Here is a 16,785-nt window from a genome sequence, read left to right on the forward strand (position 1 = left end):
AAAATAAATAATTAAATTATCAAAAATCTATTTATAAAAAATCAAAAATCCAAAATCCAAAATCTAATAATCCAAAATCCAAAATCCAAAATCTAAAATCCAAAATCCAAAATATGTTGACTGATTCTTTTATTCGCGAACAAAGCTACACATACTTTCTCAATGAAGTTCCAGAATTACTACAAACTATTGAGCAAGAACTTTATAGCTTAGCACAAGATTATAGCATTGCTAAAGTACATAACTTAATGAGGGCTGCCCATACAATCAAAGGAGGAGCCGCTATTGTTGAGTTAAAAACCATTAACAAAATTGCTCATTCTTTAGAAGATATTATTAGATGTCTTTACAACTCAGAGGTTGTCATTGACGCTGAATTACAAACACTACTGCTACAAGCTTATGAATGCCTTCGTCTTCCTATAACTGCAGAAATCTCAGGTAGCAGTATTAATGATGAGGAAGTGCTTCAACGAGCCACTACAGTGTTTGCACGATTGCATGAAAAACTAGGTAATGCTTTAGACATTGACAATCGTATTCCCACTTCTGTAGAACTGGGATTTGATATTGTACAATCTATATTTGAAACAGGCGTACAACAACGCTTAGAAAGCATTGCTCAAGCTATTCAAGATGTACGCAATACAGATGAACTCGCGGATTTTTTACGTTCTCAAGCTGAAGTTTTTCTGGGTTTAGCAGAATCTTTAAATTTACCTGGGTTTGGAGAAATCACTAAAACAACTCTGGCTGCATTAGAAGCAAATCCAACTTGTACGCTGGAAATTGCAGAACTTGCTCTGGCTGATTTTCAAAGGGAACAAAAGGCAATTATAGCAGGCGATCGCACTGGTAGCGAGCCTCCTTCTGCAGCTTTACGCCAACTCTCACAACCCTTAATAAAAAGTTTTAATACCCTCTTATTACCCCAAGAAGAAGCTCATACAGATATAGTACGTGAGTTAACTGTAGATACCGTAGAAGATTTATGTGTTGATTCACCTGCTACCACTACATTATTAAGAGATGAAATCTCCAAATTATATAAATTTTTAATTAAAGCTGGTAGCACTAAAAATAAATCTTTAACAACTAGAGAAGCTAAGCTTTATTTAAAAGTTATCCGCTACATTTTGGGATGGTTTAATCATCAACTCAAAGTTCCTTATCAAGAACTTAGTTTAGCTCTACTTGTTCCTAAAGTACAGACAGAAAACTCTCTGGAGGAACTGGAAAACTGGTTATCTCAATGGCTTGAATTTTTAACCGAGCCAATGGATAACTATAGTCTTTCTCTCTACCGCCAAGGCATTATCTTCAAAGTTCTTTTTGCAGTTGCTAAATTTCAATATAAAACATTCAATAGCGAGCTTCCAGTTCTTCAAGCACTCAAAAACCGAATTATTCAGATAGCAAAAGAATATAAAAACTATCCTCCAATTACAGAACAAGAGAAAAATTGGCTAGATAGTCCAAAATTACAGAAGCTTTTAGAAATTAAAACAATACATCCTACATTAGCTCAAGCTAATGACTCTCTCATAGAGACAATATGGGGAACTGAGATTGCGAGCGCTTCAAGTATAGAAACGAACAGTGATGAATCAGTAGAATTTCCTCAGTCATTAGTCATTCAAGAATCAGCAACAATAGATAGATCCGAAACAGTTGCTGAATTTGTTACTTCCGATTCCAATTTAAAAATTGAAAAGCAAGTTGATGAAAAAAATCAACCGTCACAGAATGCTCGACAAAATTCATTTATTAGAGTTGATGTAGAGAGTTTAAATACACTTAATTACCAAGCAGGAGAATTACTCATTTGTCAAAAACGACAGCATCTGTACGATGAACAGCTTGGGGAAATTATTGAACAACTATTTCATCAACTCCAAAGACATCAAAAGACTTTAAACCAGTTACGTGAATTACCACTTCAAGGACAAAATTCTGCATCAAAGAACAAGCAAAACTTTGCTGATATAAAATTTGATACTTTAGAAATGGATGAGTATACAGAATTTAATGTTAATTTGTACTCAGCAATAGAAGAGACATTTCAACTCCAAGAAACAACAGAATCACTCGATCTACTCACTAAACAGGCTACACAAATTCAAGAAAAAAGCCAGCGATTAACACTCAATATTATTGACAATTTAGTAGAAGTAAGAATGATACCTTTGGGAGATATTCTCAATCCTTTTCCCCAGATGGTACAAAATTTAGGAAATTTGTATGGCAAACTTATAGATATAAAATTTACTGGGACTCATGTGCTAATAGAGAAAGCAATAGCAGAAAAACTATCTGCTCCTTTATTACAATTAGTCCGTAATGCCTTCGATCACGGTATTGAGCTACCAGAAATTCGACGCGATTTAGGAAAATTAGAACGAGGTTTAATTGAAATTTGTGCTTATCATCAAGGTAGCCAAACTATTATTGAAGTCCGAGATGATGGACAGGGATTAGATTTAGATAAAATTTGCACAAAGGCTGTAGAGCTTGATTTTATATCGGTTGAAGATGCTAGAAGCTATCTTTCTAAAGCGACAGAAGAAAAACTCCTAGAGCTTTTATTTTTACCTGGGTTTACCACTGCTAGTAAAGTCAGTGAAATTTCCGGACGGGGTATGGGATTAGATATTGTCCGTTCTCAATTATATTCTCTCAATGGCTCCATAACTGTTCAATCCTTACCCAATCAAGGAACAACATTTATACTTAAAATTCCTTTCTCTATGACTACCGATAAACTCATGCTAGTACAAGCTGGAGGTATTGTTTATGCCCTATTATTGGACAGTATTGAAAAAATTATTTTTCCTTCCGCTCACACAATTAAAGAATTTGAAGGTAAGAAAGTTTTGTACTGGAAAACAGACAATGATGAATGCATGGTTAGCATCCGTCATCTTTCAGAATTGATTGACTATAACAGTCGTTATGCTAGTGCCAGAACTCTACAAAACAAACAAACAGATAGCACAGAAAACCTGAAGAATCCCGTACTCTTACTAAGACGAAATCAAGAACGTGTAGGTTTAGAAGTTGACCAAATCATCGGTGAACAAGAACTAGTTATTAGACCTTTAGGTCAAACCATCGCTCCACCTAAATATATCTATGGCTGTAGTAGCCTAGCCAATGGAAACATGGTTTTGGTAATCGATGCTGCACTGCTGCTCGAACCATCTAACCAAATGCAAGCAGTACTTGATACCAAAGCATTATCACCAGCCACTTCTCAACAGAAAGCTTTACCTGTATCACCTTCAACACTAAAACCCATACCTCTCCTGAATTCATCATCAAAGCAAGAAGTTAGTCCTTATCAAAAACAAACTTATCAGACACCAAAAGTAGTTTTGGTGGTAGATGATGCTATTAGTTTGCGCCAAACCCTTTCTCTAACCCTACAAAAGTTTGGTTATCAAGTATTGCAAGCCCAAAATGGCGTAGAAGCTTTGGAACAGTTACAAGCACATCCAGAAATTCAAGTTATAATTTCTGATTTAGAAATGCCACGCATGAATGGATTTGAGCTTTTGTCCCATATTCAGCACAACCCAAATTTAGCAAATCTACCTATAGTTGTTTTAACATCTCGCAGTACAGAAAAGCACCGTTGTCTTGCTCGGGAATTAGGAGCCAAAGCATATATCACTAAACCTTACTTAGAGCATGAATTTATTTCAACAATTGAGAGTTTGTTAACAGTTAGCAGCGAGAAGTGAGCAGTAACCAGTGACCAGCACTCGGCGATCGCCTCGATCCGGTGGCTCCGCCACAGAATGCCTTCTAAGAGACTCCGCCTCCTGTCTTATACTCAGCACCGGATCGAGAGAGTGCTTTTAGAAGGGCTGTCACCTTCCATTGACGTTTCACTTATGACAATTGCAGAATTCGTGAGCACCTTGTTTAACTATAAGTGCTGAAACTGCAAATATTGGAACTCCTGAAATTTTAGAAGCTAAAATCTGACTGATGTCTATTGCTAGTTCTACATCACTTTGGTAAGCTTCAAGCTTTTCACAAAATTTCCACTCCTTACAAACAAAAAGGTTGATTTTTTCTTTGATACTTTTCATGTATGTTTTACCTTTCTTATAACTTAAAAAATTAGTTGTATCAAAAGGATTTACATCTATTTTGGCTGATTTTTCAGATAATATTGACTTTTCTAGCAAAGAATTTCCCAGAGCACAATATAACTCATTCTTTTTTCTTGATAAGTAATAAGTTGCATAATCTGTAAAATAATCAAAATGATCTGAGGAATCAAGAAAATTGTTGGATATATTGTTAGATATATTATGCATCTTTGACATCAATTATTTTGAACTCTAACTCTGTTTTTTATATAATGAAACAAATGTAAAGAAATGTAAATCAATAAAAATGCGTAATTTATAATTAAATTTTACACAAGTTATCGCATCAGTACAGCGCTCGACAAACCATAGCTAGTAGTACTTACCTGTGTGGTAGCAAGATGGTAAATTCTGTACCTTCTCCTGGGAGAGATTGACAAATTAAATGACCGCCATGTTTTTCCACCACAATTTGATAAGTGATAGACAAACCCAAGCCATTGCCCTTACCTACTGGTTTCGTTGTAAAAAACGGGTCACACATTTTATTTTGCACCTCTGCTGTCATACCCACACCATTGTCTGCTATACAAATAGCAACTTGATTATCTTGTCTCAATTCTGTGCGAATTCTAATTTGTCCTTTCTCCTTTCTTAATAAGCGATCGCCAAGGATAAATGCCTCTTCAATAGCATCAATTGCATTTGTCAGTACATACATAAATACCTGGTTAAGTTCTGCAGCATAGCACTGGACTAGGGGTAACTTAGCATACTCGTTGATAACTTGAATACTTTCAAGTTTTGAACTGAGAATCATCAGGGTATTATCAATTCCTTGGTGAATATCAACAGCTTTAAGAGCTGCTTCATCTAAACGAGAGAAATTTCGCAATGATTGGACAATATCTCGAATACGAGATGCACCTGTTCGCAATGAAGTTAACAGTTTAGGCAAATCTACTCGGATATATTCTATATCTATCTCCTCTGCTTTTCCAAGAATTTCTGATAAAGATATTAAAGGGTTTTCTAAGTAAATGTCTACTAATCTTAGTAAAGACTGAGTATACTCTGCTACGTGGTTTAAATTTCCATAAATAAAGTTAATGGGGTTATTAATTTCATGAGCAATTCCAGCAACTAATTGCCCTAAACTGGACATCTTTTCATTTTGGATCATTTGTAGTTGTGTTCGCCGGAGTTCTTCTAATGTGTTTTGCAATTCCTGCGTTCTTTGAGCGACTTTTATTTCCAAAGTGTTATAAAAATTTGCATTTTCTAGAGAAATTGCCGCTTGTGCAGCTAGGATGTGTAAGACTTCTACTCTATCTTGGCTAAAAGCACCTTTGGTCAGATTATTTTCTAAGTATAAAATTCCCACAATATTGCTTTGATGCAAAATCGGTAAAACAAGAATAGATTTTGGTTGATGTGTGGCTATATATGGATCGGAATTAAATTGTTGATTCTGGCTGGCATTATCTAAAACCAACGGTACATGGGTACGTTGAACGTAGGTAATTAGGTTCTTTGGCAATAGGTTACAAGCATTTATACTCTTTGATTGGCAAACCATCGCCTCATTGTCTTCACTTAAAAAAGCCTCCAAAAATAATTGATTATTTTTTTTGTTTAAAAAGAAGACTTTCTGAGCGCCTGCATTTTCCCGAACTAAATGCATGAGTTTTTTGAGCAAACACTCTAGAACAATTTCTCCAGATAATGCTTGAGAGGCTTTAACTACCGTTAACATATCAAAAGTTAGAGAAGCATTAATACTAGTAGAAGTTGTGGTAATAGTACTATCTTTAGAGATTAGTGTTGAAGCTTTAACAGTTAGGTAGGAGTACTGTGTTTCTAATTGTTGAACTTTAACTGTAGCTCCCCATTTCATATAACATTGGTAAGCTGTAGTCATATAAAGTTTAATAATCTCTTGTTTACCTTTACTTAACCAAAACTTTGCTGCTAATTCTAATGCCAAGGCTTCATTCTGAATAAACTCTTGTTCTCTAGCTGATTCAATGGCGCGATCGTATAAATCAATTGCTTCTAAATCCTTTCCGGTAATTCGGGCTATTTCTGCTTCTACTAAAAGATACCTATGTAAAAAATTTTCCGGGCAATTATCCGCCCAAATTTTCATTTGCTGCTGATTTTTCTGTAATTGCTCCAGATATTTTGCTTTTTCATTTCCATCAACTGTAGAGATTAAAAGGGAACGGGGAACAGGGAACAGGGAACAGACTGTAACGTAGGGGGATTTAAACCCCAACCGAAACGAGCAACTTGTAGAAGATGGGGTTTTAGACCCCCTTAAAACAGGGAACTGGAACGGTCTCACATGGATGTTTTTACTTCGTAAAAACACCCCTGTTCCCCGTTCCCCGTTCCCTGTTCCCTTCTTCGATAAATTAGCTAAAATGAGTGAAAGATAAAAATAATATTCAGAAGATATTGCGAAACCTACCATTGATTGAAGCGAATCTTCAGACAACTTCATATAATCTAAGGCAGTCTCAAATTGATTTTTTAAATAGGAAGATTGAGACTTGCAAATAAAATAAACACCTAGAGCAAAGAGATTTTTGTTTTGTTGGCATTGTGCCAAAAATTTAGATTCTGAGATTTGGCTATCTTTTTGTTCTAATTCATTGTCAAGCAAATCAAGTATTGCTAATTTGACTGCTAATATTGTCTCACTTCCAAAAATATGTTTTATTTGTTTTGTGAAAGACAAACAAACTGATATTTCGGAAAGAATTGATTTGAGTTCTAAGCCTTGAAAAAACAAATTACAAATTTTACTAAAAAGATTATATCCTCCAAATAAAAGCTCGCCCGATTCTAAACCTGCTTGATAACCGTCATAATTAATATTAGCTGCTCCTTTAATATGTTTTGACCAGCAGTATATAAAACTTCCTAGTGTAAAACTTGCTTTACAGATTTGAGCTTTATCATTAAATTTTGCCCCTAACTCTAATGCGTGTAAACCAAATTCATAACCCGAACTATAATCTTCAAAGAAACAGCCAAGAATCATGCCATAACTACAGTAAGCTTTTACTGATTCAGGAATATTACCGTATTTTAAAGAAAGATTAACTGCTTTTAAACAAACAATGACAAACAAATCAAGATTTGATTTGATAATAGTAGCTGGCTCAACCGCAATAAGTAGTTTTATGGCTAATTTTTTGTCTTCTAGCAATATCTGTGGCTTATTAACTATTGAGGCAATATCTTGATTATGTAATTTTTTTTCAACTTCTAGAATTTCATCCTTTACGACTGCCGTCAAATTCTCTTCAGGCAAAGGAATTTCTAGTAAATGAAGCCCTTTTTTTGCAGCTTCCACTGCTGCATCATATTTAGATTGTAAAGTATATTGTAAAACCAGAAGTCTGTATAAATCTGATTTGTGAAGACTGGATTTTGTTTGGGTAAGAGCTGTATGTATTAAAGTTTCTGCTTTGTCAAAATCACCATTTATAAATTCAACTTCGGCTCGTTCTTTATATAAACCTAGTGTTAAATCATGATGTGTGTTCCAACTATCTGCTGTCAGTAATTCCATAGCTGTTCGTAAGTATTTAACTGCAGGTTCATAGGCAGCAGAAGCTTTTGCCTTCTGTCCAGCTATTAAGTTCAATTGTACTAGCTCATCTTGTTCTACTCGCTCTCTGAAAGCCGTTAGCCCAGCATTTAGTTGGTTAACAATATCAAAAATATTTTCTTGTAATTGTTCTTTTGGAGTTTTAGACAATAGCAATTGACCAATTTTACGATGAGTCGCTTGCTTTTGCCGATTGGGAATCAACGAATAAACTGCTTGTTGTACTCTGTCATGCAGGAAACGGTATTCTAATCGCGACTCATCAAAGTCAAATTGTTTGAGTTCGCTTTCTCTAAAGAGTAAAGGAACTTTATAATCTTTGTTTAATGGCAAAATAAATCCCTGTTGTAGTGCTATCCACAAGTTCTCAGCTACTTCACGAATAGATTTTTGAGTTATAATAGCCAATACATCTAATTTAAAGCGATCGCCAATACAAGCAGCGTAAGTTAAAGTATCTTGCGTTTCTTTGGGTAACTGACTGATATTGCGTGCCATAAGTTCTACAACACCTAAGTCAGTGATTCCCACTGTTTGAATCTGTTCAATACTCCACTGCCATTGTTTTTGAATCAGATCAAACACCAGTAACATTTCTTGTTGTAGTGTCTTCAACACTTGAGTCATAAAAAAGGGATTGCCAGCAGTTTTGTTAAACAGTAAAGATGCAAGTTCTTGTATTTGAGGTGATTCTGTGCAATCGAGAGTATCGCATAGCAATTGATTAACACAAGCTAAATCTAAAGGTTTCACAGCTATATGATTGATTATCGCTCCTGCCTTTTGTATTTCTTCGACTGTTTGCATCAAAGGATGGTAGGGGCTAACTTCATTATCTCGATATGCACCAATTAAAAGTAAATATTGACTGTCTGGATCGGCGAGCGACAATTGCATCAATTTGAGTGAAGCAATATCTGCCCACTGCAAATCATCTAAAAAGATGACTAATGGATGTTCTTTCTGAGTAAAAACATGAAGAAATTTTTGAAAAACTAGATGAAAGTGATTCTGTGCTTCAGTTAGCCCTAGCTGTTGTACTTTTGGCTGTTTTCCAATAATTAACTCTACTTCTGGAATGAGATCGACAATTATTTGTCCGTTATCACCTAAAGCTGCTTGCAGTTTTTCTCTCCATCTTTGTAATGATACAGCATCTTCTAATAATAAGAATTGTATTAAACTTTGAAAAGCTTGAATAATAGCAGCATAAGGAATATTACGCTGAAACTGGTCAAATTTTCCTGAAATGAAATGCCCTCTTTGTCGTAATATCGGTTTTTGTACTTCATTGACGAGAGATGATTTGCCAATACCAGAGTAACCCGACACTAGTATCATTTCAACTTTGGATTTGGGATTGTGAATTCTGTGTTGGGCTTCCTCTTCCTCTGTGTCCCCTGCTACACGATTAAATGCTGCTAATATGTTTAACACTTCCTCTTCCCGCCCGTAAAGTTTTTGAGGAATGAGGAGATCCGGAGCGCGATCGCATTCGCCCGGTTTGAAGCTCGTCATTAGTTTAATATTATGAAGATGTGCAGCAATAAATTCCAAGTCAGCTTTTAGCCCCAAAGCATTTTGATATCTATCCTCAGCATTTTTTGCCATCAGTTTCATAACGATGGCACTAATGGCTGATGGTATCTGTGGCTTGAGTTGTTCAACAGCAGGAGGAAGTTGTGCAATATGACAGTATACTAACTCCAATGGGTCATTACTTTTAAAAGGTAATTCACCGACAAGAATTTCATATAAAGTTACACCTAATGAATAAAAATCACTGCGATAGTCTATAGTGCGATTCATTCTCCCAGTTTGTTCTGGAGACATATAAGCTAAAGTGCCTTCCAGTTGGTTAGTATTTATCGCTTGGGTTGTTTCGCTATCAAGTTGGCTGGCAATACTAAAATCAGTCAGCTTGACAATTCCAGTTGTAGGGTTGATGATGATATTTCCTGGTTTCACATCTTTATGAATAATATGATGTGAATGCAAGTCTGCTAGCGCTTGTGATAGTTGTATCGCAATATTTAGAAATGTAACTAAATCTAATTGTGTTGCATTTAACAGTTCCTTGAGCGATTGTCCGCCAAAGTCTTCAAATACAATTGCCAATCGATTTTTATAAGTTTCTTTTTTTAAAACTTTGACAATTCCGGGCAAATCTAGATGAGCAACAGTTTCGTACTCGTGTAAGAGGCTGGCGATCGCCTCTAAACACGGAGCGTCGGCTTTAAGAATTTTGAGAATAACTCGCTGCTGGTTTTGTAAAGATAGACCCCGATAGATAACAGTATGAATTCCCTCATAAATAATTTCAGTTAAATCATAGCCTGGAATGAATTGGGGCACGAGCATTTTGTAACCCTCTCGATAGACTTCAAAGTATTGGCTAAATACAGGATTCCCAAAATTTGCTCGCTTCTATTAGATAAAGTTGACAGGGTTGTTAATTTCGTGAGCAATAGCTGCAACTAACAATTTTGAGGCTTTGCAGGAAATCACCAATTGCAGCAAGGTTTAAACTTGCCATCCATATCCGTGATGGAAAGATAACCATCCTACAATACCAACTATTGCCAGAAGTGACCGATCGCGGTGATGTTCGGTGTAAACTGAAAGATATGCTTAGTTTTCCCAATAACATTAGTTGTAAACACATCAAAAACCCGGCTTTTTAAAAAACCGGGTTACTGGAAACAGAAAGATACATCAACTCAAACTTGATACAGAACTACAAATATTTGTACTCATTCTTCCAGCACTTGGCTCTGCACTTCGACTGCTGTTGCGGTAACATCAATTGTGCCATCTGGTGTAAAACGTCGAAAATGGCTGTTTTGAACCAATAACTGTTCCCCACAGTTGGGACACTGTAACTGAGTTTTATTTAAACCTGTAAATTCATATTGACAAACAGGACAGCGATCGCTCACCAAGTTACGTTGCAACCACAGACGAAACCCAAAAAACGCAAGAATGGGTGCCAGCAATAGTAGCCCAACAATAATGAGTACGGAATTTACTAACCAGCCCAAGCCCAACGAGCCAAGCAACCACATGAAGACTAGCAAAGTTAGCCAAGGGCGAAGATTAGACAGATTTACCTGAAAAGTTTTAAGGCTCATTTTTAAAAAACGTCTTGCTCTTCCTCTAGAATAGCGAGTTTCTCAGTTAGTTAAATAAGTCATTTGTCATTTGTCATTGGTCATTTGTCACTGGTTACCGGTCAACTGCTCTTGCAAGCGCCTTTGGAAAGCGTTGATGTCAAACAGAGTCAGTACCTGTTGTCTGAGCCATTGACCGTTACAACGCTGGTCTTCTGCTTTAAGTATTTCTATACAAGCTGCTGCTACAGCATTTGGATCTCGGTGCGGCACTCGCCATCCTAGTTTACCATCTTGTAATGGGTCAGCAGACCCATCATCATCTCCCGAAACTACTGGTATGCCGCAGGCCATGGCTTCTAAATAAACAATTCCAAAACCTTCTTGAGAAGGCATTACGTAAGCATCAGCAAGGCGATAGTGTTCTATCAATTCTTCTGTAGGAACAAATCCAGCAAAGATAACGCGATCTCTGACTCCCACATCTAGAGCTAATTGTGCTAATCTAGGCTGGTCATCACCACGACCGATGGCTAAATACTTGACTTCTGGAAAAACACGAGCTATTTGTGGCAATGCTTGAATAGTAATATCCACCCCTTTATAGATATCCCCCGACCACAGACGAGCGACAGTCATCAGTACTTTAGCCCCTGTCAAACCATAACGCTCCATCAATGCAGGTGATTTTGCTCCTGGAGTAAAGCGATCGCCGTTCACCGCACAAGGCATAAGGTTAACTTTACTGGGGTCTAGGTCATTAGCTGCACAGGCAACTTTGCTTGTATAGCGGCTAACTGTCCAAATACGAGCTGCTTTTTGCAGGCTAGATTTCATCGGAGGTGGTAACGGTTGCCAAACCTCTTTGCCATGAGTCATCACCGTATAGGGAATTCCCAAAGGATTGCACAACATAGCAACAAGAGGTGCAAGGTTAATATGACCGCAAAAAACGTGTTGGGGACGTGATTGTAACAGACAAAAAAGTAACGCTATCGAAAGTTTCAGGCGTTCGAGTTGTGGCGATTGAGACTTAAAGTAGTGAAATTTTAACCGTTCCGATTCAAAGGGATTTGAGACGATAGGACGATCTCTCAGAAGAAACACTTCTGCATAATAAGGTGCCGACAACGCCTGATATGCTCTAAAAATATCTTTTACATAAGATTGAATGCCACCCTCTCGTTCAAAAATTTCTATAAACACGAAGACATGATTGGTTTTTGGCATTTGTTATTGGTCATTGGTCATTGGTCATTGGGCAAAAAGGCAAAAGGGCATTAGTCAACAGGGCATCACCCTACTTTCTTCCTTGTCTCCCTTGTCTCCCTTGTCTCCCTTGTCTCCCTTGTCTCCAGTCCCCAGATCTGCAAAGAGAGGGAAGGCTTCCAATAGACCACTCCCCCGATGCGCGAAAATCTTTGAGGTATTTTGTACTCATCAGATTTTTATTGTTGTCCCTGTAGACCGTATTTGACGATGAGCAAGCAATTTCTTCCGTCTGTACCCCGTTCGTAGAGAACTTTATCTGCCAAGCGCCTCAGAAGAAACCATCCATATCCCCCTACTTGAAGAGTTCCTGGTTCTGGTTCTGCGATCGCATCTGGATTAAAAGGATTCCCCTGGTCCCAAATTCTAATCTCCAAGCGATCGATCCATAGAGAAACATCTATCTCTATAGTTGTTTCCGGCGGTAAGGAATGATGAGCGTGACGAACGGCATTAGTAAAGCCTTCTGCTAGTGCCAGGTTTAGGCGATACAGTTGGCTTTCCGACCAACCACGTGGTGGCAGGTTTTGCAGGCAAAATTGCTCAAACCACTGCTGCACTTGGTTAAGAAGCTTGAGTTCGCTCTTCACCGTCAGATGGTCTTGCTGCACTATGCTAAGCATTGACCTTGATTTAAACGTAAATGAGTTAAAAATGTGTGTACCTCTTGTATATCCCAGATTTGTGATTTTGTAATTACGTTTCGCAATCAAAAATAGAAATCTTATGATACACCCTAAATTATTACAATTGACGCCTGTTAATTTTTCTCAAAAGTACATATTTTGCACTTGTTGAAAAATTCACAGGCGTCTGATTGATGTGCTATTCAGCGACTGATTTAGAACAGTCCGAAGGTAAAGGACTTGTCAATTGGAAAAGTCGCACCAATTCCCAACCACAGAGTCACCAAAGTGCCAATCAAGAACACTGTTGTTGCGACTGGGCGGCGGAAGGGATTTTGGAACTTATTCACGTTCTCAATAAAAGGAACGAGAATTAGCCCCAAGGGTACGGAAGCCATCAACAACACCCCTAAGAGTTTGTTAGGAACTGAACGGAGAATCTGGAACACAGGATATAAGTACCACTCTGGCAAAATTTCCAGTGGAGTAGCGAAGGGATTTGCTGGTTCTCCAACCATTGCCGGGTCAAGTACAGACAAAGCCACTATAGCAGCAAACGATCCCATAATAACAACTGGGAACACGTAAAGTAAGTCATTGGGCCAAGCGGGTTCGCCGTAGTAATTGTGACCCATGCCCAGTGCTAGTTTGGCTCTTAACTTTGGATCGCTGAGGTCTGGTTTTTTCTGTGTAGCCATTTTTTAATGTGCTCTCCTAACTTAAATACATTTTAGTTGGTTGTTAGTTGTTAGTTGTTAGTCGTTGGTTGCTAATAACCACTAACCACTAACCACTAACCACTAACCCTTGAATTACAATGGACCCGAAATGCCTTGCTTGCGAATCATCAAGAAGTGCAACAGCATGAAGACTGCAATCAACCAGGGCAACACAAAAGTGTGTGCGCTGTAATAACGGGTCAATGTAGCTTGACCAACGCTGGAACCACCGCGCAGGAGGTCAGCTATGAGGGTACCAACTACAGGAATTGCTTCTGGTACACCACTAACGATTTTCACAGCCCAGTAACCAACTTGGTCCCAAGGTAGAGAGTAACCAGTCACACCAAAGGAAACAGTGATCACAGCGAGGATGACACCACTGACCCAAGTCAGTTCGCGGGGCTTTTTGAAGCCTCCGGTGAGGTAAACTCGAAAGACGTGCAAGATCATCATCAGCACCATCATGCTGGCAGACCAGCGATGAACGGAGCGAATCAGCCAGCCAAAGTTTACACCATTCATGATGTACTGCACGGAAGAATAAGCTTCCGCAACGGTTGGCTTATAGTAGAATGTCATGGCAAATCCAGTGGCAAACTGGATGAGAAAGCACGTCAGTGTGATTCCACCCAGGCAGTAGAAGATGTTGACGTGGGGAGGGACGTACTTGCTGGTTACGTCGTCAGCTAGCGCCTGAATTTCCAGACGCTCCTCAAACCAGTCGTAAACGTTGGCCATACAATCTCAATTTCCTAAAATTGACTCGCGGTTGATAAATCTATAAAGTTCTGAACTTAACTTCGCCTGTTATACCAATTTGAACAAAGAATGCTATAGATAGTTGGCTGAAATCAAGTCTACAGGACTTTCTCAATCCAAAATCTAAAATCTAAAATCCAAAATGGCATTTAGCTATGCTGCGCTCAGACTTTTCCCTAGTCCAGACTTTGGGATTTGAGCAAAGAGTATTTATACTCGTTTGCTTTTTCAATTGTCACAGTGTTAATAGTTTAAAAAAAACTTTACACTCTGACTAGAGGGAATGTATTGCGTTCTGTCTGCAGCCAAGCACCATCGGGTGATGGACACAAAGCAGAGTTTGGGGTTGGCGATAGTGAGTGCGTGCTGAATCTAACGGATAGAAAGGTTGATGACAGCGATGCATCACTTCTATAAAAAAAGTAACATAGTCGAGAGATAGATTTCACAAATGCAAACTAGCTGAGCTAACTCTGGCAATTTGGGTTGAAGTGATAGTGAATATGGGGTTCATGCACAAACACGTTTTTCGAGTAGGATTGTCATTCTTCGTCGCTTTTTGGTTGGGCTTTTGCAGCTTTTGTCAACCTGCGACAGCTTTAACAGAACAACAAAAGTTGATATCAGAAGCGTGGCGAATTGTTAATCGTACATACTTGGATGAGACGTTTAATCATCAGAACTGGGCAGTGGTACGGCAGAAGGCTTTGGAAAAGCCAATCAAAGACGACCAAACGGCTTACACGGTCATTCAGAAAATGCTTAAGAGCCTTGATGACCCTTTTACCCGGTTTCTTAACCCGGAACAGTACCGCAGTTTACAGGTCAATACCTCTGGAGAACTGACAGGGGTGGGATTGCAAATTGCTCTCAATCCCGAAACCGGTAAGTTGGAAGTTGTAGCTCCCATATCCGGTTCGCCAGCAGAAAAGGCTGGGATTAGACCGCACGATCGCATTCTCAAAATCGAAGGGTTTTTCACAGAGAATTTAACCCTTGACGAAGCAGCGACGAGAATGCGGGGACCAATTGGTAGTACCGTCACGCTGCTGATAGAACGAGATGCGGGGAGAGAGTTAGAAGTTCAGCTAGTGCGCGATCGCATTTCGCTCAACCCTGTGATTGCGGAATTACGCACATCTCCCCAAGGAACGTCTATAGGTTACATTCGCCTCACACAATTCAATGCCAATGCTCCAATGGAATTGGCACACGCTATTTCTAGTCTAGAAAAAAAAGGGGCTAATGCCTACATTTTGGATTTGAGAAATAATCCTGGTGGACTGTTACAAGCAGGAATTGAGATAGCCCGTTTGTGGTTAAACTCCGGTACTGTTGTCTACACCGTAAATCGCCAAGGGATTCAGGGAAGCTTTGACGCCTTTGGTCCGGCGCTCACCGATGACCCCCTAGTGGTTTTAGTGAATCAAGGAACCGCGAGTGCCAGTGAAATTCTAGCAGGAGCATTACAAGATAACAAACGTGCCCTGCTAGTGGGAGAAACAACCTTCGGGAAAGGTTTAATCCAGTCCTTATTTGAGCTATCAAACGGTGCTGGCTTAGCTGTAACCATCGCTAAATACGAAACTCCCAACCATCACGACATCAACAAACTGGGAATTCAGCCCGATATGCAAATTCCCACAGAACCCATCACCCGCGAACAAGTTGGTACAGAAGCAGATACCAATATCAAGCAGCCGTCACAACTGTTGAAAAAAAATGCGGTAGTGGCTAGGGGTAGGGTTAGGGACAAGGGGACAGGGAGACAAGGGGACAAGGGGGACAAGGAAGACAAGGAAGAAGCATTAATAACTAATCTTCAATCCTACCCCCTACTCCCTACTCCCTACCCCCTACCCCCTACCCCCTCCCAAGACGCAAGGCGTTCATAGGCATTGTCAATGAAGCGCTGTCCCGAAGAAAGCCAGTATTGGCACCAGGGCAAATGTAGTGGAGTGTTTCTCTCGTAAAGTTTTTTAGCAGCAATTTGGTACTTTCAATTTGCCGCCACCAATGAAAGGTTTTAGCAGTCCTTAATGGCATCGGCTCGCCCTGTAGATTGGGAAGAAGATGACGACCGGAAAACAACACACCCCCTTGGCTGCTGTAGTAAAGACAGGAGGAACCGGGAGAGTGACCGGGTGTCCAAATCATCCGTACTGTTGAATCTAAGGTAAACTCCTGACCAAAGGTAGTAATTGTTAACCCTGGTAGCAAATAAGCTTCTTGCTCTTGAATCAAAACCTTGCAGTTAAAGATTCGCTGAATTTCTTCTGTCTTACCAATTGCCCCTCGATGGGTGAGAAAGAAATAACTGACGCCCCCATGGGAATGTAAAAAATCCTGATTTATTGTGTCAATTGCCGGACAATCGATCAGGATATTGCCTTCGTTTCTTACAATAAAGTAAGCAGTCCCTCCCAATGTGTCTCTATTTGGTGGAAATGCAAAAATTGTTGTACCAGGCGAGAGGTCTGAACTGAGACTTCCTCCGTCTGGGAGTTCATTTGAGAAAATTGCTCGTGGTGATTTGGCTGTATTGCTTGACTCTTGAGGCAAGGGACACATGAGGAA

The 16,785-nt window shown here is 39.1% G+C and carries 9 protein-coding genes and 1 pseudogene; 2 read left to right on the forward strand and 8 right to left on the reverse strand.

Going from position 1 to position 16,785, the window contains the following annotated elements:
* Positions 1 to 113: 113 nt before the first annotated feature.
* Positions 114 to 3,743, forward strand: a complete 3,630-nt coding sequence (locus F7734_RS26135) for a hybrid sensor histidine kinase/response regulator (RefSeq protein ID WP_155747552.1) — start codon at positions 114 to 116, stop codon at positions 3,741 to 3,743.
* Positions 3,744 to 3,890: 147 nt separating this feature from the next.
* Here the strand turns inward: F7734_RS26135 and F7734_RS26140 are convergent, their stop codons facing one another.
* From F7734_RS26140 to petB, 7 genes are all read right to left on the reverse strand, one after another.
* Positions 3,891 to 4,328 carry a hypothetical protein gene (locus F7734_RS26140; protein WP_155747553.1) on the reverse strand — a complete coding sequence of 146 codons (438 nt, stop codon included), beginning with the start codon at positions 4,326 to 4,328 and terminating at the stop codon, positions 3,891 to 3,893.
* Positions 4,329 to 4,482: 154 nt separating this feature from the next.
* Positions 4,483 to 10,083: an ATP-binding sensor histidine kinase gene (locus F7734_RS26145; RefSeq protein WP_155747554.1), complete on the reverse strand. Its 5,601-nt coding sequence runs from the start codon at positions 10,081 to 10,083 to the stop codon at positions 4,483 to 4,485.
* A gap of 392 nt (positions 10,084 to 10,475) precedes the next feature.
* The gene (locus F7734_RS26150) at positions 10,476 to 10,853 is read right to left on the reverse strand and encodes a hypothetical protein (protein WP_155747555.1); all 378 of its coding nucleotides are present in this window, start codon (positions 10,851 to 10,853) and stop codon (positions 10,476 to 10,478) included.
* A gap of 87 nt (positions 10,854 to 10,940) precedes the next feature.
* Entirely contained in the window at positions 10,941 to 12,062 is a 1,122-nt protein-coding gene (locus F7734_RS26155) for a glycosyltransferase (protein WP_155747556.1), read from the reverse strand.
* A 218-nt stretch (positions 12,063 to 12,280) separates the two neighbouring features.
* Positions 12,281 to 12,724 (reverse strand): anti-sigma regulatory factor, encoded by a 444-nt coding sequence (locus tag F7734_RS26160; RefSeq protein ID WP_155747557.1) that lies wholly within the window; start codon positions 12,722 to 12,724, stop codon positions 12,281 to 12,283.
* Between the two features lie 218 nt (positions 12,725 to 12,942).
* The gene (gene petD, locus F7734_RS26165) at positions 12,943 to 13,425 is read right to left on the reverse strand and encodes a cytochrome b6-f complex subunit IV (RefSeq protein WP_155747558.1); all 483 of its coding nucleotides are present in this window, start codon (positions 13,423 to 13,425) and stop codon (positions 12,943 to 12,945) included.
* A gap of 114 nt (positions 13,426 to 13,539) precedes the next feature.
* The gene (gene petB / locus F7734_RS26170; RefSeq protein ID WP_038084233.1) at positions 13,540 to 14,187 is read right to left on the reverse strand and encodes a cytochrome b6; all 648 of its coding nucleotides are present in this window, start codon (positions 14,185 to 14,187) and stop codon (positions 13,540 to 13,542) included.
* A gap of 524 nt (positions 14,188 to 14,711) precedes the next feature.
* On the opposite strand from petB, the gene ctpA reads away from it, so the two are divergent.
* Positions 14,712 to 16,103 (forward strand): carboxyl-terminal processing protease CtpA, encoded by a 1,392-nt coding sequence (gene ctpA / locus F7734_RS26175; RefSeq protein ID WP_243147094.1) that lies wholly within the window; start codon positions 14,712 to 14,714, stop codon positions 16,101 to 16,103.
* Here ctpA and F7734_RS26180 read toward each other — a convergent pair.
* Positions 16,058 to 16,779, reverse strand: a pseudogene (locus F7734_RS26180) (MBL fold metallo-hydrolase). The gene ctpA and the pseudogene F7734_RS26180 overlap by 46 nt on opposite strands.
* Positions 16,780 to 16,785: the final 6 nt, after the last annotated feature.

The sequence above is a fragment of the Scytonema sp. UIC 10036 genome (assembly GCF_009725235.1).